Below are 26,997 nucleotides of genomic sequence, written 5' to 3'. Positions count from 1 at the left end.
GTGATGAAGCACAAAACTATTGATAATGAACTAAAATATCTTGATGAACGTTCGCGTGATATTTTTCGCCATATTGTTGAAGCTTATCTTAATGATGGTGAACCTGTAGGGTCACGTAATCTTTCGCGGCTTTTACAACAGACATTATCGCCTGCGACGATTCGCAACGTGATGAGTGATCTTGAACATCTCGGTTTGATTTATGCACCACATGTTTCTGCGGGTCGAATGCCGACACAATCAGGTTTACGCTTTTTTGTTGATGCATTTATGGAAGCGGGTGATTTGCCAAACGAAGAGCGAGAAAATATTGAAATGCAAGTCAAAGAGGCTGGTCATGCACAATCGGTTGAACATTTTCTTGTTCAAGCAAGCCGAGTTCTTTCAGATCTTTCACGTGGGGCAGGGCTTGTTTTAGCAACAAAACAAGAAGGAACATTGAAACATATTGAATTTGTGCGCCTTGATAGGGAGCACGCTCTTGCCGTTTTGGTGACTCAACAAGGTGAAGTTGAAAATCGTATTGTTCATTTACCAGAAGGGGTTACCCATGCACAATTGACGGAAGCAACGAATTTTCTCAATGCCCATATTCAAGGGCGTACATTGAGTGAAGCTAAAGGGGAAATTGCCCGCTTATGCGCAGAAACAAGGGCCGCACTTGATGATTTATCACATCATCTTGTTGAAACGGGATTAGCTCTTTGGGGAGGAGAAGATGCTGATCATAAAATACACCTCATTGTTCGCGGGCGTAGCAATTTACTTGAAGATGTAAAAGCAGAAGAAGATTTAGAACGGTTACGCCATTTGTTTGATGATCTTGAAACGCGCGAGAGTATGGCACAGCTTCTCGATTTAACGGATGAAGGTTCTGGGGTTAGAATTTTTATTGGTTCAGAAAATAAATTATTTTCTCTTTCTGGTTCTTCTTTAGTTGTAGCACCTTATCGAGATTCACAACAAAGAGTCATTGGTGCTTTAGGTGTTATTGGTCCTACACGGCTTAATTATGCAAGGATTGTGCCCATGGTTGATTATACAGCTCAACTTGTGTCACAGTTATTGCGTTAAAACGATGCAAGTAAGTATTTGTACTATAAAAGCTCATTGTATTATATACATCGCTACCCCTTGATTTTTGTCTGTAGAATTTCGATATCGAGAATAACGAATCTTATGAAGGAATAAAATTTTTATGTCTGATGAAAAAAACAAATTTACTGACGCTTCATTTGAAAATTGTGATTTAAAAAATCCAGCTGATCGTAATACACTTAAACAGGCAGCCGATGAATTTTTAAAAACACATAAAACAGAGGAACACGAAGTCATTGAAACAGAAAGCAATGAGGTTAGTGATCTTTTAGCGTCTTTGCAGGATGAAAATAAAGAACTGAAAGATCAGCTTTTACGTCTTGTTGCAGATATGGAAAATCTTCGACGCCGTACTATGCGAGATGTGGCGGATGCAAAGGCTTATTCCATTGCTAATTTTGCACGGGATATGTTATCGGTTTCTGACAATCTCAATCGTGCTTTGGAAGCTATTCCAGAAGGTGCACGGGAGAGTGATGCTGGTTTGAAATCATTGGCAGAAGGCGTTGAAATGACTGAACGTGCCATGATGGCAGCATTAGAACGTCATGGGGTGCAAAAAATTCATCCAGAGGGGCAAAAATTTGATCCTCACTTTCATCAAGCGATGTTTGAAATTCCCAATGCTGATGTTCCAGATAATACTGTTCAACAAGTGGTTCAGGCAGGTTATATTATCGGGGAAAGGGTGTTACGTCCAGCTATAGTGGGTGTAGCTAAAGGAGGAGCAAAAGAAGCTTCTGTTGAAGCTGATTCGACTTAAAATACATCAATAACAAACCTCTATCGTAAAATGCAGTATTCCCTGCAGTTTCATATATATAGGGTCTTTTCTCAAAGAGTTTTTAAAGGGTGTGACAAACACCCTTTTATTTTTGAAGTGGCCAATTTCCTTTTACAATATAGGGAGCCTTATTTAAGGGAGAGGCCGATAACAATAAAACAAAATGATCAACTTCAAAAGGAGGGACAAAAAAATCATTTTGAAAAGATAGATAAGAAGAAAGATCTTTAAGATTAATATCAAATATTCGTGCAAGAGTGATATGCGGAATAAACAGTCTTTCATCAGGCTTTAACTCTAATTTATTCCGAATATATTGCATCTTTTCATGTAAAAGAGTAAGTTTTTCACAAGGTTCAATGCGAACCACAAGAGAATGGGGAGCATTTTCTGAACCAAAAACTTCAAAACCCTTTATCTGTAGCGTAAAAGAAGGAAGTTCTATAGTGTTAAAGGTATGCATAATTTCATCTGCTGTAGAACTTTCAACTTCGCCAAAAAAAGATAAGGTGACATGAAAATTTTGCGGGTTGATCCATTGCGCTTTTGGTAAGCCATTTTGCAATGATACGAGGGCTTTTGTTGTTTGTTGAGGAATCTGGAGAGCACTAAATAGACGACCCATGATATTATCTCCTTATAATGAAAGATGCTATCCCAAGCGCAATATAGATAATAAGGGCGGGGCACGTACCACATAAAACAAGGCAATAGTATAGAAAAAGAATGTCTAAAAAATGCTTACTATAATTATGAGCGTACAAAGCTTATTCGTTTTAAGAAAATGGTTATGACATTGATAAGAATTGCGTTTTCATGATCTGTATCACAATGATGTACAATGGAAGATTACTTGTGTATTATAAAGGCTACAAAGTTAGCAGAAAATAAGAAAAGTTGATAGATTGTTGATGTGCGAAATTATTTTGACATTTATCTTTAGCCTAAAATAAAGCATATTATAATACAAGGTGAAGAGTTCTCTTTTCTGTAAAGATTTAATTATATGATTAAGTCGGGGAATAGCCATAATACGCAAAACTATTCAAATTGGTCAAATAATGTTAGGAAAGGAAGAAAAAACCAGCATAACAAAATTACTATAAGCTTTTACATTTATGATAATTATACCAATCCATAATGGATATGAATATTGGTATAAAAGCAGGAAGAGAAATTAAAACTCAAAATAATGATGGAAAGTTCCTATTTTCTAAGAATTATCATCCTTGTTTATGATGAAAAAGCACTAGTTTTCCTCTCCAAAGTTGTTATTGATGAGCTTTTCAAGAGCATTAAGAGCATCTGTTGCTTCTGGTCCTGAAACACGAATGGTGAGGTTGCAACCGGATGAAGCCGCTAGCATCATAAGTCCCATAATTGATGATCCGCCAACAATTTTTCCATCTTTTTCAACTTCAACAGTAACATTAAAATTGTCAACAGTTTGTACAAATTTTGCAGAAGCACGTGCATGTAACCCACGTTTATTACAGATATTGAAATGACGACTTATACACGGGAGGGTATCTTTGGAAAACATTGGTATTTTATTATCCGCTAATCATACTTGGTACATTAATATATTTACGCCCTGCTTCTTGTGCTATTCTTAACGCGTCTGATAATGAAATATCCGGACATTTGCGAATAGAAATCAGTTTAATAAGCATGGGCAAATTAACACCCGCAATCATTTCAACGCGTCCTTTTTCAATAGCAGGAATAGCTATATTTGATGGTGTTCCACCGAACACATCTGTTAATATGATGACGCCATGATCCGTATCTGTATCGGTTACTGCGGCTATAATATCACCTCGGCGCTGATCTATATCGTCATCGGGATAAACGCATATTGTTGCGAACTTTTCTTGTACTCCAACAACATGTTCCACGGCATGTAAAAATTCGACAGCCAGCTCACCGTGCGTTACAAGCACGAGTCCAATCATTTACGCAAACTCCTGTTAACTAATAAGACCCAACCATATTGGTGGGAAAGACATTGTACAAGGCTTTATCTTGCTGCCAAGAAAAATTTGCAAAAAAAAGGCAAAAATTGTGATTTTTTTATCTTTAGAAAAAAATTAGACAGATTTTTGCCATATTTTTTTAAACAAAAATGCTTCAATAGCTTGACAAATGGCTGTACAATCGGCTTCACGAAGAGAGGGAAGTTTTAAAAGAGGAATGTGCAAATTTTCAAATTGAAAAGTTTTATTTGTGGAAAAACGTTCATATTCCGGACCGAGAAAAATAACACAATCGATAGTTGTGTGCTTTTCAAATTCTATCATATAAAGACCAACGCCACGAATCTCGATGCCGCCCTCTAAATTATCGGGAGTGTATCCGTGAAGCTTTCCATTTTCCGCACGCAACATTGTATAATCATCACTGATAAGCTTCGCTTCACGTTTTGACCACTCAGCGCGGTCAAGCAAAGAAAGGGTGAGGGTTGATTTTCCTGATCCCGATGGACCTATAATTAACAGCCCCTTGCCGCCTAGTTGAAGGCAATTTGCGTGGAGTATTTCACATTTTGTTTTCATGTCTTTTACTTTGGATAAAAGATTTATTTAGCAAGCGGAAGCATAATAGTAAAACGTGCACCAGTTTTACACTTCCCAAGTGTAGGATCAATAATATTTTCGGCTGTAATTGTCCCATTATGAGCTTCGATGATTTGGCGACTAATAGAAAGGCCAAGTCCAGAGTTTTGCCCAAAAGCATCTTCATTTGGTCGATCTGTATAAAAACGTTCAAAAATGCGTTCAATATTTTCTGAACGAATACCTGGGCCATTATCTTCAATGGTTAAAATAAGGGTTGAAGCATGACTTTTCATAGTAATGCAAATTTTGCCACGATTCCGAGGAATAAAAGAACGCGCATTTTCAAGAAGATTTGAAATCACTTGTCCTAAACGGAGTTCGTGTCCCAATACAAGATAGGCTTTTCCATGAGGACGTGGGACAATATTAAGGCTTATATCAATGGTTTGCGTATTACGATACACTTCCTGAACAGCATGAACAAGACTTTCCAAAAGCGGTGTCATATCAACAATCTCTGCGGTTTCTCGTGCAAGCTCTGCATCGAGCCGTGATGCATCAGAAATATCTGTAATCAACCGATCAAGGCGGCGCACATCATGTTGAATAATTTCAAGCAATTTCTCTTGTGCTTCTTCATTTTTAGCCAGAGGGAGCGTTTCAACAGCACTGCGTAGAGAGGTGAGAGGATTTTTTAATTCGTGGCTTACATCAGCAGCAAAGCGTTCAATGGCTTCAATACGCATATAAAGGGCATTGGTCATATCACGAATAGAAGTTGAAAGGTGACCAATTTCATCTTCACGCATTGAAAAATCAGGAATTTCTACACGCTGATTATTGCCATTACGCACTCGATTAGCCGAGGCAGATAATTTACTTAATGGATGGGCAATCGTATGGGCCAAAAAGAGAGAAAGAACCAAAAGTACGCTACCTACAACGGCAAAAACTTTAAAGATAACCAGTCTTTCGCCTTTTACAATGTTATCAATATCGGAACCAGTGGTTGAAAGAAGAAGAGCTCCAACCACTGCGCGATAGCGTTGAACAGGAACGGCAACAGAAACAATTAATTGCCCTTGTCTGTTGCGTCTTTTAGCCGTAGCAAGAGATCCGTTTAATGCGCGGTACACTTCTGGATAAGCAATACCACTGGTTTTTATTTGTTCTCTGTCAAGAGCAATACCTTTACCATAAAATGCGCTTGAATACCATGAAGTAAGGCGATCCCACATGTTTTGTTCTGTTTTAAGTGGGGGTAAATCATAACTAAAAACTTCTCCACTAGAATAAAGAACGCGCGAATCAAGAAGGAGAGTAGCATCACGATCATAGATACGTGCTCTTGTCGTTTTAGGTGTGATGAGACGCCGTAAAAGAGGGGCAACTTGCTCAGGGTTAATAGGAAAATCCCAAGAATCGGTTGATTGAGGGGCTGGTGTAACGCTTTCACCAGTCTGTAACTCTAAGAGTTTTTGGGGATCAATGAGGATAGAATTTGTATCTACTGTTGCAGAAGCAGCAATAGCCCCAGCAATAATTTTTCCTTGGGTACATAAACTTTTAATTTTTGCTTCAATTAAACCATCGCGAAATTGGTTAAGGTATAAAATGCCTGTAACTAAAACGGCAAGGGCAGCAATGTTTAATATAACAATGCGACGTGTAAGGCTGGAAAAAAGCAATTGTCTAAAGAGACGTTGTATTCGAAGATGCAAACGAGAAAACATAAGAAATGGCGTTGAGGATGTACCATTAACGGTTGTTTTTTGTAAAGTTTCCAGTTGAGAATTGTCTGTCATCGATTTGATTGCCGTTCAAATTTTTGCGACAAAGTAGTTTTATACCTCGTGGAAACGATAACCTACACCATAAAGTGTTTCAATCATTGCAAAATCATCATCCACTTGTTTAAACTTTTTACGCAGACGTTTAATGTGACTATCAATGGTGCGATCATCTACGTAGACTTGATCACTATAGGCAGCATCCATTAAAGCATCACGACTTTTTACAACTCCTGGTCTTTGTGCTAAGGTTTGCAGAATCAAAAATTCCGTAACGGTTAAAATAACAGGTTTATCTTTCCATGTACAGGTATGGCGTTCTTGATCCATCACAAGATCTCCACGTTTGAGAGAAGAGGTGGAAGAAGTTCCTGTAGAAAGCGGTTGGTTACGTGCATTAGAACGGCGCAAAATAGCTTTCACGCGTTCAATAAGAAGACGTTGGGAGAAAGGTTTAGTAATAAAATCATCAGCTCCCATTTTGAGACCAAATAATTCATCAATTTCATCATCTTTAGAGGTGAGAAAAATAACTGGAAGATCAGATTTTTGACGCAAACGACGCAAAAGTTCCATCCCATCCATTCGGGGCATTTTAATATCAAAAATAGCTAAGTGTGGAGGGTGAAGTGTGAGACCCTTGAGTGCAGATGCTCCATCTGTATAGCTTTCAACCCGATATCCTTCTGTCTCAAGCGCAAAAGATAAAGATGTCAAAATATTGCGATCATCATCAACAAGTACAATCGTTTGTGTGATTGTTGGTGTATCTTTCATGGTTTCTTAGACCTTTCTATTGCTGTGGTAGCAAATTACCCACACTTATTTATATGGGAGTTCATATTTTTTTTGCAAAACAAATATGATACAAATTGTAGCAAAGTAAAAAACCTTTTGTCATTACTGTAAAATCTTGTTTTGCTTTCATAATTTATAATGTTTCTATGTCTATTAAGATCCCTTCATTTGAGAGAAAATTTTCATAAAGGCTTTTTTTATCAAGGTTTATTACAAAGTTTATTATTGTATTTGTCTCATAATTGAACAGATGTAGTTTTGATTGTTGAAGTTTAGAAAATCTGCCTATGTGTTTTAAGAGCAAAGAAAAGAATGTGGCAATATATGCACAAAAATTTGTTTCTGCTACACGAAAGGAGGTCGTAATGGGATTTTTTAATTTTATTAAAACTGTAGGGGAAAAGTTAGGTATTGGGGACCATGAACCAAAAGAAAAGGATTTTAAAAGAGCATTTGATGATTTTCAACTCGGTACAGAAAAAGTCAATATTCAAGTTGAAGACGGTAAAGCTATTTTAAGCGGTGAAGTTCCAGACAGGGAAACACTTGAAAAAGCACTGCTGGTTGTTGGCAATTCACAAGGTATCTCTTCTGTAGATGTTGATCAATTAAAGGTTATAGATACAACGCCTAGAAAAACTTCTCGCTTTTATGAGGTTAAATCTGATGATAATCTTTGGAAAATTGCTGAAGAGGTTTATGGAAAAGGGCAAGGTAATAAAAACACATTTATTTTTGAAGCCAATAAGCCAATGCTAAAATCTCCCGATAAAATTTATCCTGGACAAGTTTTACGTATTCCTGAAATTGACCATAGTTAATTCATCAAAGAGGATAATTTTTTACTGATGGCATTAAACAAAAAATAAAGGAGCGTAAAAAAATTCACGCTCCTTCATTTTATAAAGTGTGTATTTATATAAAAGGAGCTTAGTGAACAAGAGAGGATTTAGAAGGTGATGGTACTTTCATAGCGTTTACAGAGAAATCAACATCAATGGTTCCTGCTTTCTCAAATGTCAATTTTGCGCTAATTTTATCACCTAACTTGAATGGTTTTGAAAGCCCCATAAACATAATATGATCACCGCCAGGCTTAAGCGTGATTTCTCCATTTCCCGGAATTTCAATGCCATTGTGCATTTTTTCCATTTTCATAATATCATTAACGACAGCCATAGAGTGTATCTCTGTTGTTTTTACTCCGTTTGTGGAAATAGAAACCAAACGGTCTGGAGTATTACTGTGATTAATAATGTAGAGATAACCGCTACCAACTCTTATACCTTTAGGTGTTTCTCGTGTCCAAGGATTGAGAATTTCTATGTCGCCAAGTTTATATTGCTGAGCACCTGCTGGCAGGGTTATACCAGCAAAGAGAAGAGCACACACGATATTTATGATAACCTTTTTGTATGGATATTGTGTATGGATTATATTCTTAAAGATGAGATTTGTTATTTTCTTAATAATAGATGTCATCATTGATTTACCCTCCTTCATAAGATTCACACTTTGAATATTTTTTTATTTTAGCAGAGCTTTTATTTAAAATAAAAGAAAGAAATACTAAAATGAAATTGATTTGAGTATGAGAATAAAAATCATAGAATTATTTGATTCTAAAGGAAGGCAGTAAGGTTTACAACGACAACACACCTCTCAACACTTCCGTATTCATCTCATAAATAATATTTGTAAATGGTATAAAATCTATGATGCACTACTATTTTGCTTAATAAAATATAATATAGAACAATCATCAACCACTTTACCAATTTTAATATTATAACAGCTCTTGGCATTTTAAAGCGTTTATACAGACGCATTTTTATATATTTTCAAAGTTCAAAATTATACAGTTAGGAAAAAACGCTTTAGGTGAGTTTAAAGCATAGATTTCAAATAACCGCAAACAATGAGATCGTTAGAAGGAGAATTTTTGAAAGGAGATCGATGGATAATACCTTTACAGATGTGAGCATTAGATATGATGATTATTTTAGTCCAAGAAAAATTTATAATATTCGTGATATAAATTATTCGCCTTTTAAAAAGCTTTTACGTGGGTATTTTTTATCAATGATGAGAAGATCAAGAGCGAGAGTGCAATCACTCTTTTATTTTTTTAATTTTTATAGAAAGATATATTTGTTGAGAATTGCAAGAAAAATATATTATAATCTCAAGTCTCTCATAAATATGGTATTTATGGGTCATTAGAGCGCCTATTTTAAAATAAATTTTTTATTTTGGAGATGTTTCTCTCATTATTCTCTTGTAGCAATAAAAGCCTGTTCTTATATACGAGGCAGCAAGGCTTGTTGCGACTTGCAGTTTATTATTATTTTATGTTGCTTGAAGCAATATACGGGCTTTAGGTGTTATGAGGAGCTATCTTAAAAAGATGCTTTATGAAGGTTGAGGTAGCTTGCTGAATGGAGATTATAATATGGCAAAAGTAATTGGTATTGATTTGGGGACAACGAACTCTTGTGTGGCTGTTATGGATGGCAAAAACGCAAAAGTTATTGAAAACTCAGAAGGAGCGCGAACAACACCTTCCGTTGTTGCCTTTACTGATGGGGGGGAGCGGCTTGTTGGGCAGCCTGCTAAACGGCAGGCGGTGACAAATCCTGAAGGGACAGTTTTTGCAGTTAAACGTTTGATAGGGCGCCGTTTTGATGACCCTATGGTTGAAAAAGATAAAGCACTTGTGCCTTATAAAATTGTTAAAGGTGACAATGGTGATGCATGGGTTGAAGAAGCGGGAAAGAAATATTCTCCGTCGCAAATTTCAGCTATGATTTTGCAAAAGATGAAGGAAACAGCAGAATCTTATCTTGGTGAAAAAGTTGAACAAGCCGTTATTACGGTTCCTGCTTATTTTAATGATGCGCAACGTCAAGCTACGAAAGACGCGGGTAAAATTGCTGGACTTGAAGTTTTACGGATTATTAATGAGCCAACAGCTGCTGCTTTAGCTTATGGTTTGGACAAAAAAGACGGAAAAACAATAGCAGTTTACGATCTTGGTGGTGGTACATTTGATATTTCAGTTCTTGAAATTGGAGATGGCGTTTTTGAAGTTAAATCAACCAATGGAGATACGTTTTTAGGTGGTGAAGACTTTGATATGCGCCTAGTTGGTTATTTTGCAGATGAATTCAAAAAAGAGCAAGGAATTGATCTGAAAAATGATAAATTAGCTTTACAGCGCTTAAAAGAAGCGGCAGAAAAAGCAAAAATTGAGCTTTCTTCGTCACAGCAAACAGAAATCAATTTACCATTTATCACGGCAGATCAATCAGGTCCCAAGCACTTAACAATGAAATTGACTCGGGCAAAATTTGAATCTCTCGTTGACGATTTAGTGCAGCGTACCATCGAGCCTTGTAAAGCTGCGTTGAAAGATGCTGGATTAAAGGCTGGTGAAATTGACGAAGTTGTTTTAGTAGGTGGTATGACACGTATGCCCAAGATTCAGCAAGTCGTGCAGAGCTTCTTTGGTAAGGATCCACACAAAGGTGTTAATCCTGATGAAGTGGTCGCAATGGGTGCTGCCATCCAAGGAGGTGTATTGCAAGGCGATGTCAAAGACGTGTTGTTGCTAGATGTAACGCCTTTATCTTTGGGTATTGAAACCTTGGGTGGGGTTTTCACACGCCTTATTGAGCGCAATACCACTATCCCAACAAAAAAATCGCAAGTTTTTTCGACAGCTGATGATAACCAGAGTGCTGTGACGATTCGTGTTTTCCAAGGTGAACGGGAAATGGCAAGTGATAATAAGTTATTGGCTCAATTTGATCTTGTTGGTATTCCTCCAGCACCACGTGGTATACCTCAAATTGAAGTTACTTTTGATATCGATGCGAATGGTATTGTTAATGTTTCGGCCAAAGATAAGGGAACAGGTAAAGAGCATCAAATTCGTATTCAGGCATCAGGTGGTTTAAGTGATGCTGATATTGAAAAAATGGTAAAGGATGCAGAAGAGCACGCGGCTGAGGATAAAAAACGCCGTGAAGGTGTTGAAGCTAGAAATCAAGCGGAGGCTCTTATTCATTCAACTGAAAAGTCGCTCAATGAATATGGCGATAAAGTATCAGCTGAAGAAAAGGGACAGATTGAAACAGCAATATCTGATTTGAAATCTGCGCTTGAAGGCAGTGATACGGAAGAAGTAACAACAAAGATGCAAAAATTAGCAGAAGTCAGTATGAAGCTTGGACAGGCTATGTACGAAGCCTCACAAGCAGCGAGCGCTGACACTGAAACAGAGGCAAAGAATGATGATGTTGTTGATGCTGATTTTGAAGAAGTTAATGATAAGAAGAAATAGTGTCAGCATATGTGTTGATTAATTTATAAACCCGGCCTTTGAAATATAAGGCTGGGCTTTATTATTTGAGATAAGTTGCAACTTTGTTGCTAAAAATATAAATTAAAAGCAATATTATCCATAAAGATGGATGACAGAAAAATTATCAGGAATACATGATGAAGGTTGACTATTATGAAATTCTTGGCGTGACTCGCGAATGTGATGATAAAAAGTTGAAATCTGCTTTTCGTAAGTTGGCAATGCAATATCATCCTGATCGCAACGCGGGGGATAAAGAGGCAGAGCGAAAATTCAAAGAAATTGGCGAAGCCTATGAAGTTCTTAAAGATCCTCAGAAGCGTGCTGCTTATGATCGATTTGGCCATGCGGCCTTTGAAAATAGCGGTGGTCAAGGGGGAGCAAATCCCTTTGGCGGTTTTGCTGCTGGTGGTGGATTTGCGGATATTTTCGAAGACTTTTTTGGTGAGATTATGGGAGGGACACACCGTAAGCGTGGTGATAGTCGCGAACGTGGTGCAGATTTGAGTTATAATATGGAAGTGACTTTAGAAGAGGCATTTTCAGGAAAAACTGCAGAAATTAATATTCCCAGTTCCGTCACGTGTGATGTTTGTGAGGGATCAGGAGCGAGAAAGGGCTCTAAGCCGCAAGTTTGTGGAATATGTCATGGATCTGGTCGTGTGCGTGCAGCACAAGGTTTCTTTTCTATTGAGCGAACATGTCCTTCATGTCATGGACGTGGTGAAACTATTACGGATCCATGCCCCAAATGTCAGGGGACACGACGCATAGAGAAAAAACGTTCATTGAGCGTAAATGTTCCAGCTGGTATTGAAGATGGAACGCGTATTCGCCTTTCTGGTGAGGGTGATGCTGGTATTCGTGGTGGCCCCAATGGTGATCTTTATATTTTCCTTTCCATTAAACCGCATGAGTTTTTTCAGCGAGAAGGAGCAGATCTTCACTGTCGCGTTCCTATTTCAATGGTAACAGCTGCTTTAGGAGGAGAGTTTGAAGTTTCCGACCTTGATGGTGTTAAAGCACGCGTTAAGATTCCAGAAGGGACACAAAATGGACGTCAATTCCGCCTTAGAGGCAAAGGTATGCCCATGTTGCGCCGTCAGCAAGCAAGGGGTGATCTTTACATCCATATCACGATTGAGACACCGCAGAAATTAACGCAAGAACAACGTGAATTGTTGCAAAAATTTGAAAAGCTCTCAAATCATGAAAATTCACCGCAATCACATGGTTTTTTTTCACGTATGAAAGAATTTTTTGAAAATATTTCTGGTTAAAATTATGTGAATGTTCTCAGAATAATTAGAGAGAGCTGTAGGAAAGTTATTTTCATTAAGTTTTCTATTATCTCATTGTCTTTGAAAAGCATTTTTTCTTGAAAAGAAAAGAGAGAGACAGCTAATTTAGGATAAACTCCTGCTGCTGATAGTTTTTATATTTCATGAGTTTTATGGATAAGTCTTATTTTTGAGTGTCTATGACATTTTAAAAAGGGCTTATCCATATAAGAACGCAATTGAGTGATTGATAATAAATATTGCCAGTGTCATGATAACTGCCTTTATGCATTCAGTATTTTTTGTATTTCTTTTTAAAGGCTCTATAATAAAACTGTAAAATAGGTAGCAGCTTGCCAAGAAACGCTAAATAAGCTGTTAGGCAATCCATCTTATTTCAAATAAAGTATCAACTTCTTATAACCGATTTTATTTTTGGCATTTTTCATAGTTTTAATCACTGCTTCCTTTAAAATAAGGGTTATTTTATTTGGAATAGCTTTTACATGCCTCATCTTAGCTTTTAGCCGTAATCATGTCTTTTTAGATGCGGATTTAGTTTTGTATTTCTGATGTCATAAATACTTCTTCCAGATAATAAAAAACGCTATAATCAAGTTTATTTTGTTCCAAAGAAATTGTGGAATGAGATAATGTGTGTTTAATGCTAAAGAAGACATAACAAAACACGTTTTGAGGTATTCGATGTATCTCTCTTGTAGGGAAACAGATTCGATGGAATTCACTTAATTGAATTTATTGGCATAATAAAAAGTTGGTGGGAAGATAGAGGAAGTTACCTTTAAAAAGAAAAAATAAATACCATAAAAAATAGCACAATATGCTTAGAAAACAGCACGATATATTATTGAAATTGTTAGTGATATGGAAAGAGAAGTATACGAAATGAATCTTTTTTCATAAAATAACATAATTAAAATAATACATTAAAAGAATTAACAATTCTAAAAAACATTGAATAATTCAAGCATGTATTGCTATGCAAAAAGAAAAACTTAATGACAGATCATGAAAATGAGAAATTTTATCAAATCTTACGAAGAGAGTAATCTAAACAATTAAATGCTTTTACGAAGATGCTTTTGAAGAGCTATCACAATATATGGATAATGTTGCAAAGCCTTTTTTCGATTTTACGATATAAAAAGATAAATTATTATTATAAATTAACTTATTATGATTCTCCATAAGGAGCGTTCAGTTGACATTTCCTCATGTTTTATGATTGAGAAAAAGTCAAATTTTTAAAACCAAAGTTATAGTTTATTGGGATAAGCTATAAAGCAGTTGAGTGATTTCTTAATCTTGGGAATATGTTAATTTTATTATTATAAGAAACTTTATTTTTATCTTATAAAATCAATGGTTGTATATATTCCTATTCATTGTTAAGTATCCGTAGGGATAAACTAATGAGTTGAATGTGCAGCGTAGCTTCAAAATTTTGCTTTTCAATTTTATATATAAGATCATAAAATAATGACGTTTTTTACGCCTATTTTGTTTAATTTTTCGCTGTCAATTTTTAAAGGAAGTTTTTGTATTTCATTTCGCTATTCCTTTTTCGTAATTTAGAGGAAAATTGACGATTTTCAGGGGGGTGGATAGAGTAAAGTTTGGTTTTATTGTTTTCACTTTTCCTAAATTTCATTAAGAGATGGTAAAAAGTGATGAGGAGGCTCTATTGATGGATGATGCTAAAAACGGTGATGTAGATGTTTTGGAAAAACAAGCAGCATTTTTATCGTCTGCTTTACCCTATATGCAAAAATATGAAAATGAAACGGTCGTGGTAAAATATGGCGGCCATGCTATGGGTGATCCTGCTTTGGGGCGAGCATTTGCGCGTGATATTGCTCTATTAAAGCAATCGGGGATTAATCCTGTTGTTGTTCATGGTGGTGGGCCTCAAATTGCTGAAATTTTAATGAAAATGGGGATTGAATCGCGATTTGAAAACGGATTACGGGTAACCGATGAGCGGATCGTTGAAGTGGTTGAAATGGTTTTAGCGGGTTCCATAAATAAAGAAATTGTTGCTCTCATCAATGCTGAGGGAGAATGGGCAATAGGATTATGCGGCAAGGATGGCAATATGGTTTTTGCCGAAAAGGCTTATAAAACTGTCATTGATCCTGATTCGCATATTGAGCGTGTTTTAGATTTGGGGTTTGTTGGTGAGCCTGTTGAAGTTGACCGCACATTGCTAGATCTTTTAGCATGTTCTGAAATGATACCGGTTCTTGCTCCTGTGGCTCCAGGACGCGATGGTAAAACTTATAATATTAATGCTGATATTTTTGCTGGAGCTATTGCTGGTGCATTAGAGGCTAAACGCCTTTTATTTCTCACTGATGTTCCTGGTGTTTTGGATAGCCAGGGTAAACTTTTAAAAGAATTGACAGTTTCTGAAGCTGAGAAATTTATTAAAAATGGGACAATTTCAGGAGGCATGATTCCAAAAGTAGAGACTTGTATAAAAGCCCTTCAAAATGGCGTGGAAGGTGTTGTCATTTTAAATGGTAAAACTCCTCATTCTGTTTTACTAGAGCTGTTTACCGAACAGGGAGTTGGAACGCTTATTGTTTCATAAATTGTGGGGAAAATTGGAAGAGAAAGTTTTTCATGGTGAATCTAAAACAGTTTAAATATCCTTTATTAAGTAAGCCAGAATTGGCAATATTTACTGCGACAATATTGTGGGGCGTTACATTTTTAGTCATTCACATTGCGGTACGCTATAGTGGTCCTCTGTTTTTTGTTGGATTTCGTTTTATTGTTGCATCTCTTATATGTGGGGTAATTTTTTGGCGCTCTATAAAAGGTATAACTGTTTATGAAGTTTTCGCTGGGATGGCGATAGGTTTAGCCATGTTTTTTGGTTATGCTTTTCAAGCAGCTGGACTTCAAACAATTATTAGTAGTCAGTCAGCTTTTATCACAGCGCTTTATGTACCGATGGTTCCAATCTTGCAATGGATTGTTTTTAAAAAACCTCCCCGTTTAGCTTGTTGGATTGGTATTATTTTCGCTTTTATTGGGCTTGTATTTATTTCAGGACAAAAGCTGGGAAATTTTGATTTTTCAAAAGGCGAAATTTTAACTTTGTTAGGCGCTTTAGCGATTGCTGGAGAAGTCATACTCATCGGAATTTTTGCGAACAAGGTTGATAGTCGGCGTGTAACCATTATTCAGTTATTTTTTAGTGGTTTTTTTTCATTTGCTTGTATGCCTTTGATGGGTGAAAGCATCCCTGAATTTTCGTGGGTGTGGTTTAATATTGGTATAGGATTGGCATTAATGAGTGCCATCATTCAATTAGCTATGAATTGGGCACAAAAGTCTATTTCCCCTACGCGTGCGACACTCATTTACGCAGGTGAACCGGTATGGGCTGGTATTGTTGGGCGTTTGGCTGGCGAACATTTATCTCCCTTAGCTTTATTGGGCGGTTTGCTTATTCTGATTGGGATAATTGTGGCTGAATTACAACCTTCACAATGGCGTAAAAAAAATAAAGCAATTAAAAAAATTGATTAGCTATACATTTTTTTATTATGATTTTATTGCATGAGATTTTTGCTTGTAGAGTTTTCATTTTTGAAGCTTTTTTAATATTAAGATGATTAAGAAGTTCTATAAGTTATTCCAGCTTTTGCATGTATCTGTTTGCCTAACTTCTGAAACGGGAAGACAACCTTTATTGAGCCAAAGCATGAGGTGATATAAAGGTAAAAATTAACGCTCATCTTTACGATCATGTTTAAATTTGGCTTTAACAACTTTCAAAAACATCTACGGTAATGTTTTTGAATAATGAGAATTACGCACTGTCGCACGTTATTTCTTTTGTCCTTTAATAGAGTTACGCTTCTCATGCAAAATAGAACGCCCAAAGTATCCCCATAACGTTGTACATTAAATCGTTTTTTAAAAGATAATTTTCTCAATATACATCATATTCATTGACAGTCCGCATGAAGTATAGAAAAACCACAGAGCATCATCATTTTACTTAAAATAAAGGGCACTAGCATTTTCTTTATCAGTTCTCAATATTATGATAGCCTTTGGCATTTGAAAGAGAGAGGCATTTTTACTCATTTCTTAAACGTTTTTATCCATACACTAGCTCTGTTTTATAATGGGGAAGCAAAAAATTTATTGATTCATTATGAGAAGATTTAAAATGAGAGAGGCTCGCGATATTCAGAGTTTTAATTTAAATCGCAAAACAATAAACGATCATTATAAATCAATGTGTTATCCAATGAATCGAAGAGGATTGGTGTGCTTTATGCTTAATGGAGGAAGGAAGGAGTTATATAAAAAGTATATAAAAACATCACTCAATAGAGCATATTTCTAAAGTTTTAAAAATTGAGAAGAAACTCCCGCGATATTCATATTATTTTATATAAGATTACTAAAAAAGAAGATTATTGCGTACAAATAAAAAAGCATTTCTTGCGAATTTATTGCAAGCCTAAGTGATATACACGCCCATCATATAAATATGATAATACATTGATTTATAATTATAATATAGCACTATTCACATTGAATTAGAACCCTGAATACCGTAAAATTTTCTCACGTCAAATCATTTTCATGTTAAATCAATCCAAATCACTTGCTTACACATCACAAGTGGGTGGGGGCATGTGGGTAAAGACTGTACAAGAAAAGCATATCTCTTATAAACTTTTTCAAGTGTAAAGGATCGTCGTAATATTGGAGGCTGGCAAAGTGTGTGATGGTGCCGGCTTACTACAGATATGAGTTATCAAATAAGATGTGAAAGAATCATTTTAGCACCCTTGGATTTAATTTAGCAAACAAAAGCCTCATTTTTTAGGCTATAAAAAGTTGTGTTTTGAGAAGCTTTTTAGGTTTATATTATTTTGATAGAAGCCGGAACATAATTGGTCTTTGCGTTTTGTATTATTCTTTGCTAAATCGCCTTATATGACAATAGATCGTAATTATATTCGTAATTTTTCCATCGTGGCGCATATTGATCACGGCAAATCAACTTTAGCTGATCGTTTGATTCAAATAACAGGTGGGCTTGATACACGTGAGATGAAAGAACAAGTACTCGATTCCATGGATATTGAGCGTGAACGTGGAATTACTATTAAAGCACAAACGGTACGTTTACACTATAAGGCAAAGAATGGTGAAACCTATATTTTAAATCTTATGGATACACCTGGTCATGTGGATTTTGCTTATGAGGTTTCGCGTTCATTGGCAGCTTGTGAAGGTTCTCTGTTGGTGGTGGATGCGAGCCAAGGCGTAGAGGCGCAGACGTTAGCAAATGTTTATCAAGCCATTGATAATTCCCATGAGTTGGTTGTTGTTCTCAATAAAGTTGATCTTCCAGCAGCAGAACCTGAGCGTGTTAAAGAACAAATTGAAGATGTAATAGGCATTGATACATCTCAAGCAGTAGAAATATCAGCAAAAACAGGTTTGGGTGTTCCTGATGTTTTGGAGGCAATTGTTGCACAATTACCACCTCCACATATAGGCGATGTTGCAAATCCCTTGAAAGCAATGTTGGTTGATAGCTGGTATGATGCATATCTTGGTGTTATTGTTTTGGTACGGGTGATAGATGGTATTTTAAAAAAAGGCCAAACCATTCGTATGATGGGTACAGGAGCAAAATATCCAGTTGAGCGCGTTGGGGTTTTTACACCTAAAATGGTACAGGTTGATGAATTAGGACCGGGCGAGATTGGTTTTATCACTGCTTCTATCAAAGAGGTAGCAGATACACGGGTTGGGGATACGATTACTGAAGAGCGCCGTCCTTGTGAAAATGCTTTACCTGGTTTTAAGCCTGCGCAACCGGTTGTCTTTTGTGGACTTTTTCCAATTGATGCTGCCGATTTTGATGATTTGCGTGCAGCCATGGGCAAATTACGCTTAAATGATGCGAGTTTTTCTTTTGAAATGGAAACATCTGCGGCTTTGGGGTTTGGTTTTCGCTGTGGATTTTTGGGACTTCTGCATCTTGAAATTATTCAAGAGCGATTAGAGCGTGAGTTTAATTTGGATTTAATCGCGACAGCACCTTCGGTTGTTTATCGCATGAATATGAATGATGGTTCTGTTAAAGAGTTGCACAATCCAGCGGATATGCCTGATGTGGTTAAAATTTCTTCCATAGAAGAACCGTGGATTCGGGCGACAATCATGACTCCTGATAATTATCTTGGGTCAATTTTAGAACTATGCCAAGAGCGGCGCGGGGTACAGGTTGGTTTGTCCTATGTTGGAATCCGTGCTATGGTAACGTATGATTTACCACTGAATGAAGTTGTTTTTGATTTTTATGACCGGCTAAAATCAATCTCAAAGGGTTATGCTTCTTTTGATTATCAAATGACAGATTATGCAGAAGGTGATTTAGTTAAAATGTCTATTTTGGTGAATGGAGAGCCTATTGATGCATTATCGATGCTTGTTCACCGCACGATTGCAGAAAAGCGCGGGCGTTCCATGTGTGAAAAACTGAAAGATCTTATTCCCCAGCATATGTTTCAGATTCCAGTTCAAGCGGCTATTGGTGGTAAAGTTATAGCGCGCGAAACGATTCGTGCTTTGCGTAAAGATGTAACAGCGAAATGTTACGGGGGTGATGTTACGCGTAAGCGCAAACTTTTGGAAAAGCAAAAAGAAGGCAAAAAGCGGATGCGCCAATTTGGAAAAGTAGAAATTCCACAATCAGCATTTATTCAAGCGCTCAAAATGAACAAATAATGAAAAAAGGAGTATTTTCTCTCATTGATTGCGCTTTTGCTTTTGTCGATTGGTTCAGGTGTTTAAAGGACACTTTAAATAGAATTGCGCCGTGCTTTATGTTTTTGTGTATTGCGTAATGGTGTCACTTTCTCATGTAAAACAGAATGCTTTAAACAAAATGCGTTTGTGTTGCATATTTGTGCACGTATTTTAATAAATATCTCTCAATACACTCGACCTCATTTCACGATAGCGTGCGTAGAAAGTATAACGGTAAAGCTTCCGTGAATGACATAAAACTCATAACCATATTTATTGTCATAAAGACACATAGTGCTTGAGAAAACTCATTAAAGACATTTTTATTCTTTTCTTAAAGTGCTTCTTACCCATACACCAACAGTGTTTATGAGACGAGCAGGAAATGATAGTGATTGATTCACTATGAAAGGATTTGAAATGAGAGAATCCTTGTATTCGAGGTTATTATTCAAGTTAAAAAACGATGAAATATTATTATGCATTAATCTTGTGTCTAAGAACGTAAAAGATCATTAATGGATGTTTTTTCTCGTGTTTTTTGATCAACACGTTTTACAATAACAGCACAATAAAGGCTAGGTCCTGCTTCACCATTTGGTAAAGGTTTTCCAGGGAGAGAACCTGGTACAACCACTGAATAGGCTGGTACTTCACCAATAAAAATTTCACCTGTTGTACGATCAATAATCTTTGTTGATTTTCCAATAAAGACTCCCATTCCCAAAACAGCACCTTCACGGATAATACAGCCTTCAACAATTTCAGAGCGAGCACCGATAAAGCAATGATCTTCAATGATTGTTGGATTTGCTTGCAGTGGTTCCAAAACACCTCCAATACCAACACCGCCAGAAAGATGGACATGTTTACCAATTTGTGCACAAGAACCAACGGTGGTCCATGTATCAACCATTGTGCCCTCATCGATAAAAGCACCAAGATTGACAAAGGAAGGCATCAATATAACGTTGGGTGCAATGTAAGCAGAATGACGTACAATGGCTCCAGGAACGGAACGGAAATCAGCACTTTTAAAATCTGCCTCTTGCCAACCAGAGAATTTTGAAGGAACTTTATCCCACCAATGTGTCCCATTGATTCCACCAGTAATAATTTGCATAGGATTAAGCCGAAAAGAGAGTAAAACCGCTTTTTTCAACCATTGATGAACATGCCATTGTCCATTTTTGTGTCGTTCTGCAACACGGATTTCACCTTTATCAAGAAGGTTCAATGCATGTTCAACACTCTCACGTATTTCGCCTTTTGTGGTAGTATCGATAGAATCGCGATCATCAAAAGCTTGTTCGATAATAATTTCAAGTTGTGTGATATGGGTCATGACGAGAGTTCCGTTAAACAAGTTGAAAGCTTCAAGATTTATTCTCTATGAACTACGCGAAGAAATGTGTTCAGTCAATAAAACGATGAGGAAGTAGGACAGGTGTATGAAAAAAAGCTGTAAAGAAAAAAGAAAAGCAGAGCAAGAAAACTGGGCACCACTTCTCCATGCGAAGGATGCTCTACAACAAATACATAAAGTTTCTAATTCAGCACAAATGCGTTCGTCTACTTATCGTTTAGCCTATACCGATCAAGATTTTATGATGCGTCCAGAGCTGCGCTCACAACGTATTAGTCTTGAATTTTTAAAGCCGGAAATAACCCTTAAAGAATATGATATTCAATCAACAGTTGTTTTGTTTGGTGGTGCGCGTATTCCTGAACCTGGGCAAGCAGCGTGGGCTGCAAAAAATGAAATACAAAAGAAAAATTTGCATGCTATGTCACATTATTACGATGAAGCAAGAGAGTTTGCGCGTTTGTGCTCACTTTATTCTGCTACGACAGAATATCGTGAATTTGTGGTTGTTACGGGAGGCGGACCAGGAATCATGGAGGCGGGAAATCGTGGTGCTTGTGATGTTGGTGCCCCAACGATTGGCTTGAATATTATTTTACCACATGAGCAAGAGCCTAATTCGTATGTGTCACCGCATTTGTGTTTTAATTTCCACTATTTGGGGATGCGCAAAATGCATTTTTTAGTACGAGCGAAAGCCCTAGCCATTTTCCCTGGAGGATTTGGGACTCTGGATGAACTGTTTGAGACGTTAACTTTAGTACAGACAGGGCGTATGAAACAGGTACCAATTTTATTGTTTGGCAAAGAATTTTGGAGCAATACTATCAATTTTGAGTATCTGTCTGCACAAGGTACAATCTCTCCTACTGATGTTAATTTTGTGAAATTTGTTAATACAGCAGCAGAAGCTTTTGAAGAAATTCGTTCTTTTTATAAACTGCCTTAACGACTTTTGAGACGCTCACTCTTGAAGGATCATTAATACTCTACTTTGGTTAAATAAAGTCCTGAGGGGGGGGCAACAACACCACAACGTTTACGATCTTTAGCATGAAGAGCTGCTTCGAGATCTTGAGCTGTCCAACGTCCAATACCCACTTCCATGAGGCTTCCTGCGAATGAACGGATTTGATGATGAAGAAAAGAACGAGCTTGTGCATAAAGAAAAATTTCTTCACCTTCTCTTTGAATATCGAGGCGTTCAAGGGTGCGAATAGGGCTTTTGGCTTGGCAATGTGCTGAACGGAAAGTTGTAAAATCATGTTGTCCTACAAGTTTTTGCGCAGCTTCATGCATGGCGTCAGCATTAAGAGGCTTTGGCAACCACCACACGCGTTTGGCATTTAAAGCTGGTGGAGAGCGACGATTGAGGATTTTGAAAAGATAATGGCGTTTGGTTGCGGAAAATCGTGCATCAAAGTCATCAGGGACATTTTCTACATTTAAGATTGAAATCGCCTCTCCCTGTTTACGTAAAAGAGCATTGAGCGCATCTCGCACAGTATGGGAGAGCCAGTTTTTTTCAAAATCAACATGCGCAACTTGTCCGGTAGCGTGTACGCCCGCATCCGTTCGTCCTGCTGTTGTTATGGTCAATTGTTGTCCACTAAAGCAAAAAATCGCTTGTTCAAGAGCTCCTTGTATCGTGTGAAGTTTTGCTTGACGCTGCCAACCAGCATAATTTGAACCATCATATTCAAGAGTGAGTTTAAAACGTGGCATCTTAAAAAACAGCAGAAATATGAGCACCTCGCAAAAAGGTTGCGCTATCAAGAATTTTACCGCCAGATCTTTGGAGAGAGGTTATTTCTATCCGTCCTTGCCCACAATGGATAATCAAAGAATCTGGTTCTATCCGTCCAATTTCAAGAGAAGGACCTGTTGTTAAACGACTATCAAGAATTTTTACACGTTCTTCTCGTCCACCGATATTCATATTGCACCAGCAACTAGGAGAGGGAGAGAGCGCGCGAATATGCCTATGAATAAACTCTGCTGGTTTTGTCCAATCAATGCGGGTTTCTTCTTTTCTAATTTTGGCGGCATAGGTGATGCCTTCTTCTGATTGTGGGGTCAGTTTAAGTCGTCCTTTTTCAAGAGTGGATAAAGTCTCTACCATAAGTTCTGCGCCAATATGTGAAAGTCTGTTTGAAAGCTCAGCAGTGGTGGTGTTATCCGTAATGGGGATGGAGCGAGAAAGAGCGATAGGCCCCGTATCAAGTCCTTCATCCATTTTCATGATCATGATACCTGTTTCTTTATCACCAGCCATAATTGCTCGTTGAATAGGCGCAGCACCACGCCAACGTGGTAAGAGTGAAGCGTGGGCATTAAAACAACCAAAACGCGGCGTTTCGAGAATAGCTTTGGGTAAAAGGAGTCCATAAGCCACCACAATAGCAGCATCAACAGAAAGTGCTGCAAATTGCTCCTGTTGTTCGATTGTTTTAAGTGTTTGAGGTGTAAAGATGGGTATAGATTTCTCTTTTGCTACGGTGTGAACAGCGGAGGGGATTAATTTAAGCCCTCGACGTCCTGCTGGGCGAGGGGGTTGACTATAAACAGCAACAACATCATGACCTGCATCCAGTAAAGCATGTAAAATAGGAACAGAAAAATCTGGTGTTCCCATAAAACTTAATCGTAAAGCCATTACAAAACTGCTTCCTGCATGTTTTTTTCTTTTGCGCGTTTTTTAAATTTTCGTATCACCATATCGCGTTTGATCTTTGAAATGTAATCAATAAAAAGGCGCCCATCTAAATGATCAATTTCATGCTGCAAGCAAGTTGCTAAGAGATCGTCTGCTTCAATTTCTGTTTGTTTTCCTTTACGGTTCTGATAGCGAACACGAAGGCGTTTAGGACGTTCAACCTCTGCAAAATAATCAGGAATAGAAAGACAACCTTCTTTGTAAATATTACGCTCATCTGAAAGCCATAAAATTTCAGGGTTGATAATAACAAGTGGTTTTTTCTGCTCATCTTCAGAATTTCCAGAGACATCTATAACCAACATACGTAGCGGTATACCAATTTGAATAGCAGCAAGACCAACGCCCTTAGCATTATACATGGTTTCCAACATGTCATCTGCAAGTTTTTGGAGAGATGAATCGACCTGCTCAACAGGTTTGGACACTTCCCGTAAAATCGGATCAGGTAAAGTAATTAAAGATCTCATTGGCATAGGCATAAGTAGAGATTAATCAATGGTTTGTTATTGGTCAATATTGAATAACGGATTCTTGCGTTTTTTTACAATAAGAGCGTTATATTACAATTTATGTTTGATTCGTTTTTTTCCATACTCGCTGGTGATTTTTTTTCTAAACTAGTGCTTTTGCTTTTATTTATACTTGTCTGTTTGGCATTTTTTATGTTGATACATTCTCATCGAAAAAAAGCATTTTTGGAAAATGAAATTGCTGAACGCGCACGTGAGGCACAAATGCAGATGGCTACCTTGCTGAAAACACAAGCTGAAATGCAAGGGCGAATGCAAACGATGGCGGAAATTTTTGGTCAACGGCAGGCTGAATTGAATAAATCACTCAGTGAGCAACTCAATGGGATGACAACAAGCTTAGGCCAAACACTTCAGGTACAGACTAAATCCACTTATGAAAATTTGAATCGTTTGCAAGAGCGTTTAGCAGTGATTGATGCGGCACAAAATAATATTCAATCGCTTACGGGACAAGTTGTTCAGTTACAGTCTATTTTAAGCAATAAGCAGACACGTGGTACTTTCGGTCAGGGGCGGATGGAAGCTATTATTGCCGATGCCTTACCAACAAACGCTTATGCTTTTCAGGCCGTTCTTTCTAATGGAAAGCGCCCAGATTGTCTCATTCATATGCCCAATAAAGCCCCTTCTCTTGTTGTTGATGCTAAATTCCCTCTGGAGGCTTGGAATGCTATGCGTAAGGCAGAATCAGCGCAAGAGCGTCAAGAGGCAGAACGCCAATTTCGTACCAATATGGAAGTCCATATTCGTGATATTGCACAAAAATATTTGATTCCTGGAGAAACTCATGACACTGCTTTCCTTTTCGTGCCATCTGAATCGATTTTTGCAACAATTTATGAGGACTTTGAGGCATTGGTACAAAAATCCAATAGAGCTCATGTGATTATTGTTTCACCATCTTTGTTGATGCTCTCTGTCCAAGTGGTACAAACCATTATGAAAGATGCGCGGATGCGTGAACAAGCGCATTTAATTCAATCAGAAGTAGCAAAATTGATGGAAGATTTTGGACGAATGGATATGCGTGTTCGCGCATTACAGAAGCACTTTCACAAAGCAGGTGAAGATATAGAGGGAATTTTGATATCGTCCTCCAAAATTATGAAACGGGCAAATCGCATTGAAACTGTTGAATTAAAAGAAAATTACTCTGAACCAACAAAAATGACAACATTAGCTCAGTCGCAAACATTGCGTTTTGCTGATGAGGAATAAAGCAAAGCAAGCTTCTTAAATATCACAAGTTAGATCATGTTCTTTATTGATTGGTAATCATTTTTTAGTATCTCTATCTTGTTTTATTTCTTAAACGAGAGGAATAGGAATATGCGACACCTTTTGTTTTTAGGGGCACTGGTGTTTTTGCTAGAGGGATGTGCAACAACCACTCCCATCCACACAAATAATGCTTGTGCTATTTTGGCACAAAAAAATGGTTTTTTTGACAATTGGGGTAAAGTGTCTCAAAGAGCGGAAATGCGCTATGGAATTCCTATGCCTATCATTCTTGCAACCATTAAGATGGAATCGAGCTTTCGTCACAATGCACGTCCTCCACGCAAAAAACTACTTGGTTTTATCCCATGGAAGCGTCGGTCGACAGCTTATGGTTATGCTCAAGCGCTTGACAGTACATGGGCAATGTATCTTCGCTCGACAGGAAAGTCTTTTGCATGGCGTACGAATTTCGCAGATGCTGCTGATTTTGTTGCTTGGTATCATCGCCAAAGTGTTCAACGCAATGGGGTGAGATTTGATGATGCATATAGCCTTTACTTAAATTATCATATGGGACATGGTGCTTATGCGCGTAGTGGCGGGCATGCCACTACGGCACTCTCACAGGCAGCACAGCGCATGGCAAGGATATCGAGGCTCTATGAACAGCAATTAAAAAGATGTGGATGGCATTAGGGAAGATTTTTGAAAATCTCAATCAGGGAATTGATGTGGTAAAATCATTTGAGGGAAAAATTTTTTATGATACGACAAGGCTGTCTCGTTTTTCTGATCATTCAATGAAATAAATTGTTATTTTTTAGAATAAACTCAAGCAACAGAAAGCTTTTGCAATACACAATATATTTGAAGATACTCTCGACATTTTTACCTCCTTTGTTTAAAAAATTTACAATGGAAACTATCTTCTATTTAGCGCTGGCATTTCGCATTGGGCTAAGTACTAGAGGTTATTGAAGAAAAATTTTAAAATATAATATCATTTTTTATTTTCATTATGCGTATTACTGGCTGATTATTATATGAATATTTTCTTTGTTAAGCGTATAAAATAGCAATTAAAACAAATGCAATTCGGGCATCATAAAAAGGGTGAAATATTCAATATAAAAAAACGAGAAATGCATTAAACGAAAAAACGTTGTTTTGTATAAAGAGGGCGCTACAGTCCTCAAAAGAACTAAGTATATTTAGTATTGTATGAAATAAAACATACTCGTCCATCCAGTCCATTTTAATTGAAAGACGTTATCTTATTGTATTGTAAAAACACTATCGTTTATAGGATGATAAGGTATATGCAACTTTACACACAATGAATATTCAGGGTAGGGAGTATTCAGAGAAAGATTTGTAGCGCCTATGAAGTAACAAGTCAGTCTCCAATGTTGTGATAGCTTTTGCATTTGAGAATATTTATGAGAAGCATTTTTATTCTTTTTCTTAATTGTTTAAGCATATTGATTTATAAAGATAATATATCGTTATTCATATTAAAGTAAGAATTTCGAATGACGTAGGGTTTTATCGTTTCAGATCTCTTGAGGTTGAATCAATAAATCCATTGGCTTGCACATAACAAGCGCAATTGGCATGTGGATAAAAACTGTGAAAGAAAAGACTAAAAATGTTTTTTATGAACATTCT

The 26,997-nt window shown here is 37.2% G+C and carries 23 protein-coding genes; 12 read left to right on the top strand and 11 right to left on the bottom strand.

The features are described 5' to 3' along the window. Positions 1-3 precede the first annotated feature (3 nt). Together hrcA and grpE are read left to right on the top strand one after the other, a co-directional pair. Positions 4-1,074, top strand: a complete 1,071-nt coding sequence (gene hrcA, locus ACFIJZ_RS00485; protein WP_273790224.1) for a heat-inducible transcriptional repressor HrcA — start codon at positions 4-6, stop codon at positions 1,072-1,074. A gap of 124 nt (positions 1,075-1,198) precedes the next feature. Continuing rightward, the gene (grpE, locus tag ACFIJZ_RS00480; protein WP_273790225.1) at positions 1,199-1,861 is read left to right on the top strand and encodes a nucleotide exchange factor GrpE; all 663 of its coding nucleotides are present in this window, start codon (positions 1,199-1,201) and stop codon (positions 1,859-1,861) included. 106 nt (positions 1,862-1,967) lie between these two features. Here grpE and thpR read toward each other — a convergent pair whose 3' ends face one another. The 6 genes from thpR to ACFIJZ_RS00450 form a co-directional block, all read right to left on the bottom strand. Beyond that, positions 1,968-2,507 carry an RNA 2',3'-cyclic phosphodiesterase gene (gene thpR, locus ACFIJZ_RS00475; protein WP_375630573.1) on the bottom strand — a complete coding sequence of 180 codons (540 nt, stop codon included), beginning with the start codon at positions 2,505-2,507 and terminating at the stop codon, positions 1,968-1,970. Between the two features lie 624 nt (positions 2,508-3,131). Next, entirely contained in the window at positions 3,132-3,425 is a 294-nt protein-coding gene (locus ACFIJZ_RS00470; RefSeq protein ID WP_012754483.1) for an HPr family phosphocarrier protein, read from the bottom strand. 10 nt (positions 3,426-3,435) lie between these two features. Then, entirely contained in the window at positions 3,436-3,837 is a 402-nt protein-coding gene (locus ACFIJZ_RS00465) for a PTS sugar transporter subunit IIA (protein WP_273790227.1), read from the bottom strand. A gap of 135 nt (positions 3,838-3,972) precedes the next feature. Next, entirely contained in the window at positions 3,973-4,437 is a 465-nt protein-coding gene (locus ACFIJZ_RS00460; RefSeq protein WP_375630571.1) for an HPr kinase/phosphatase C-terminal domain-containing protein, read from the bottom strand. Between the two features lie 23 nt (positions 4,438-4,460). After that, the gene (locus tag ACFIJZ_RS00455; RefSeq protein ID WP_375630569.1) at positions 4,461-6,245 is read right to left on the bottom strand and encodes a stimulus-sensing domain-containing protein; all 1,785 of its coding nucleotides are present in this window, start codon (positions 6,243-6,245) and stop codon (positions 4,461-4,463) included. Between the two features lie 39 nt (positions 6,246-6,284). Next, a complete protein-coding gene (locus ACFIJZ_RS00450) occupies positions 6,285-7,007 on the bottom strand; it encodes a response regulator transcription factor (RefSeq protein ID WP_005774392.1) in 723 nt (240 codons plus the stop codon). Between the two features lie 386 nt (positions 7,008-7,393). Here ACFIJZ_RS00450 and lysM point away from each other — a divergent pair, with 386 nt between their 5' ends. After that, positions 7,394-7,849 carry a peptidoglycan-binding protein LysM gene (lysM, locus tag ACFIJZ_RS00445; RefSeq protein WP_375630565.1) on the top strand — a complete coding sequence of 152 codons (456 nt, stop codon included), beginning with the start codon at positions 7,394-7,396 and terminating at the stop codon, positions 7,847-7,849. A gap of 109 nt (positions 7,850-7,958) precedes the next feature. Here the strand turns inward: lysM and ACFIJZ_RS00440 are convergent, their stop codons facing one another. Further along, complete coding sequence (locus ACFIJZ_RS00440) at positions 7,959-8,513, bottom strand: copper chaperone PCu(A)C (protein WP_273790231.1); 555 nt, start codon at positions 8,511-8,513, stop codon at positions 7,959-7,961. A 967-nt stretch (positions 8,514-9,480) separates the two neighbouring features. Between ACFIJZ_RS00440 and dnaK the strand changes: the two genes are divergently transcribed. From dnaK to lepA, 5 genes are all read left to right on the top strand, one after another. Then, complete coding sequence (gene dnaK, locus ACFIJZ_RS00435; protein ID WP_273790233.1) at positions 9,481-11,373, top strand: molecular chaperone DnaK; 1,893 nt, start codon at positions 9,481-9,483, stop codon at positions 11,371-11,373. A 158-nt stretch (positions 11,374-11,531) separates the two neighbouring features. Beyond that, entirely contained in the window at positions 11,532-12,674 is a 1,143-nt protein-coding gene (gene dnaJ, locus ACFIJZ_RS00430) for a molecular chaperone DnaJ (RefSeq protein ID WP_273790234.1), read from the top strand. 1,708 nt (positions 12,675-14,382) lie between these two features. Then, positions 14,383-15,288 (top strand): acetylglutamate kinase, encoded by a 906-nt coding sequence (gene argB, locus ACFIJZ_RS00425; protein WP_375630729.1) that lies wholly within the window; start codon positions 14,383-14,385, stop codon positions 15,286-15,288. A gap of 32 nt (positions 15,289-15,320) precedes the next feature. Beyond that, complete coding sequence (locus ACFIJZ_RS00420) at positions 15,321-16,235, top strand: DMT family transporter (protein ID WP_375630563.1); 915 nt, start codon at positions 15,321-15,323, stop codon at positions 16,233-16,235. A 1,428-nt stretch (positions 16,236-17,663) separates the two neighbouring features. Beyond that, complete coding sequence (gene lepA, locus ACFIJZ_RS00415; protein ID WP_375630561.1) at positions 17,664-19,469, top strand: translation elongation factor 4; 1,806 nt, start codon at positions 17,664-17,666, stop codon at positions 19,467-19,469. Positions 19,470-19,986: 517 nt separating this feature from the next. On the opposite strand, the gene dapD is transcribed toward lepA, so the two are convergent. Continuing rightward, positions 19,987-20,835 carry a 2,3,4,5-tetrahydropyridine-2,6-dicarboxylate N-succinyltransferase gene (dapD, locus tag ACFIJZ_RS00410; RefSeq protein ID WP_375630559.1) on the bottom strand — a complete coding sequence of 283 codons (849 nt, stop codon included), beginning with the start codon at positions 20,833-20,835 and terminating at the stop codon, positions 19,987-19,989. A gap of 106 nt (positions 20,836-20,941) precedes the next feature. On the opposite strand from dapD, the gene ACFIJZ_RS00405 reads away from it, so the two are divergent. Beyond that, positions 20,942-21,805, top strand: a complete 864-nt coding sequence (locus ACFIJZ_RS00405; protein ID WP_375630557.1) for an LOG family protein — start codon at positions 20,942-20,944, stop codon at positions 21,803-21,805. A 32-nt stretch (positions 21,806-21,837) separates the two neighbouring features. Here ACFIJZ_RS00405 and truA read toward each other — a convergent pair whose 3' ends face one another. From truA to def, 3 genes are read right to left on the bottom strand one after another with little or no spacing between them, the layout of a single operon-like run. Then, the gene (truA, locus tag ACFIJZ_RS00400) at positions 21,838-22,581 is read right to left on the bottom strand and encodes a tRNA pseudouridine(38-40) synthase TruA (protein ID WP_375630555.1); all 744 of its coding nucleotides are present in this window, start codon (positions 22,579-22,581) and stop codon (positions 21,838-21,840) included. Between the two features lies 1 nt (position 22,582). Further along, entirely contained in the window at positions 22,583-23,512 is a 930-nt protein-coding gene (gene fmt, locus ACFIJZ_RS00395) for a methionyl-tRNA formyltransferase (RefSeq protein WP_375630553.1), read from the bottom strand. After that, entirely contained in the window at positions 23,512-24,048 is a 537-nt protein-coding gene (gene def, locus ACFIJZ_RS00390; protein WP_375630727.1) for a peptide deformylase, read from the bottom strand. Before def ends, fmt begins: the two co-directional genes overlap by 1 nt. Before the next feature lie 96 nt (positions 24,049-24,144). Between def and ACFIJZ_RS00385 the strand changes: the two genes are divergently transcribed. From ACFIJZ_RS00385 to ACFIJZ_RS00375, 3 genes are all read left to right on the top strand, one after another. Continuing rightward, positions 24,145-25,326: a DNA recombination protein RmuC gene (locus tag ACFIJZ_RS00385; protein ID WP_273790242.1), complete on the top strand. Its 1,182-nt coding sequence runs from the start codon at positions 24,145-24,147 to the stop codon at positions 25,324-25,326. 111 nt (positions 25,327-25,437) lie between these two features. Further along, positions 25,438-26,025, top strand: a complete 588-nt coding sequence (locus ACFIJZ_RS00380; protein ID WP_273790243.1) for a hypothetical protein — start codon at positions 25,438-25,440, stop codon at positions 26,023-26,025. Further along, a complete protein-coding gene (locus ACFIJZ_RS00375) occupies positions 26,016-26,138 on the top strand; it encodes a hypothetical protein (protein ID WP_375630550.1) in 123 nt (40 codons plus the stop codon). The genes ACFIJZ_RS00380 and ACFIJZ_RS00375 overlap by 10 nt, the downstream gene beginning before the upstream one ends. Positions 26,139-26,997 lie beyond the last annotated feature (859 nt).

Source organism: Bartonella sp. CL70QHWL (assembly GCF_042194855.1).
Taxonomy (GTDB): Bacteria; Pseudomonadota; Alphaproteobacteria; order Rhizobiales; family Rhizobiaceae; genus Bartonella.
This window is presented reverse-complemented; position numbering and strand designations above follow the sequence as displayed.

Excerpts from the sequence above, each read along its gene's own strand:
- ACFIJZ_RS00460 (WP_375630571.1), bottom strand. The coding sequence starts at position 4,437 with ATGAAAACAAAATGTGAAATACTCCACGCAAATTGCCTTCAACTAGGC.
- fmt (WP_375630553.1), bottom strand. The coding sequence starts at position 23,512 with ATGGCTTTACGATTAAGTTTTATGGGAACACCAGATTTTTCTGTTCCT.
- grpE (WP_273790225.1), top strand. The coding sequence starts at position 1,199 with ATGTCTGATGAAAAAAACAAATTTACTGACGCTTCATTTGAAAATTGT.
- ACFIJZ_RS00455 (WP_375630569.1), bottom strand. The coding sequence starts at position 6,245 with ATGACAGACAATTCTCAACTGGAAACTTTACAAAAAACAACCGTTAAT.
- ACFIJZ_RS00405 (WP_375630557.1), top strand. The coding sequence starts at position 20,942 with ATGAAAAAAAGCTGTAAAGAAAAAAGAAAAGCAGAGCAAGAAAACTGG.
- dapD (WP_375630559.1), bottom strand. The coding sequence starts at position 20,835 with ATGACCCATATCACACAACTTGAAATTATTATCGAACAAGCTTTTGAT.
- ACFIJZ_RS00440 (WP_273790231.1), bottom strand. The coding sequence starts at position 8,513 with ATGATGACATCTATTATTAAGAAAATAACAAATCTCATCTTTAAGAAT.
- ACFIJZ_RS00380 (WP_273790243.1), top strand. The coding sequence starts at position 25,438 with ATGCGACACCTTTTGTTTTTAGGGGCACTGGTGTTTTTGCTAGAGGGA.
- ACFIJZ_RS00375 (WP_375630550.1), top strand. The coding sequence starts at position 26,016 with ATGGCATTAGGGAAGATTTTTGAAAATCTCAATCAGGGAATTGATGTG.
- ACFIJZ_RS00470 (WP_012754483.1), bottom strand. The coding sequence starts at position 3,425 with ATGTTTTCCAAAGATACCCTCCCGTGTATAAGTCGTCATTTCAATATC.
- ACFIJZ_RS00450 (WP_005774392.1), bottom strand. The coding sequence starts at position 7,007 with ATGAAAGATACACCAACAATCACACAAACGATTGTACTTGTTGATGAT.
- lysM (WP_375630565.1), top strand. The coding sequence starts at position 7,394 with ATGGGATTTTTTAATTTTATTAAAACTGTAGGGGAAAAGTTAGGTATT.
- ACFIJZ_RS00385 (WP_273790242.1), top strand. The coding sequence starts at position 24,145 with ATGTTTGATTCGTTTTTTTCCATACTCGCTGGTGATTTTTTTTCTAAA.
- dnaK (WP_273790233.1), top strand. The coding sequence starts at position 9,481 with ATGGCAAAAGTAATTGGTATTGATTTGGGGACAACGAACTCTTGTGTG.
- def (WP_375630727.1), bottom strand. The coding sequence starts at position 24,048 with ATGCCAATGAGATCTTTAATTACTTTACCTGATCCGATTTTACGGGAA.
- lepA (WP_375630561.1), top strand. The coding sequence starts at position 17,664 with ATGACAATAGATCGTAATTATATTCGTAATTTTTCCATCGTGGCGCAT.
- hrcA (WP_273790224.1), top strand. The coding sequence starts at position 4 with ATGAAGCACAAAACTATTGATAATGAACTAAAATATCTTGATGAACGT.
- ACFIJZ_RS00465 (WP_273790227.1), bottom strand. The coding sequence starts at position 3,837 with ATGATTGGACTCGTGCTTGTAACGCACGGTGAGCTGGCTGTCGAATTT.
- ACFIJZ_RS00420 (WP_375630563.1), top strand. The coding sequence starts at position 15,321 with ATGGTGAATCTAAAACAGTTTAAATATCCTTTATTAAGTAAGCCAGAA.
- dnaJ (WP_273790234.1), top strand. The coding sequence starts at position 11,532 with ATGAAGGTTGACTATTATGAAATTCTTGGCGTGACTCGCGAATGTGAT.
- truA (WP_375630555.1), bottom strand. The coding sequence starts at position 22,581 with ATGCCACGTTTTAAACTCACTCTTGAATATGATGGTTCAAATTATGCT.
- thpR (WP_375630573.1), bottom strand. The coding sequence starts at position 2,507 with ATGGGTCGTCTATTTAGTGCTCTCCAGATTCCTCAACAAACAACAAAA.
- argB (WP_375630729.1), top strand. The coding sequence starts at position 14,383 with ATGGATGATGCTAAAAACGGTGATGTAGATGTTTTGGAAAAACAAGCA.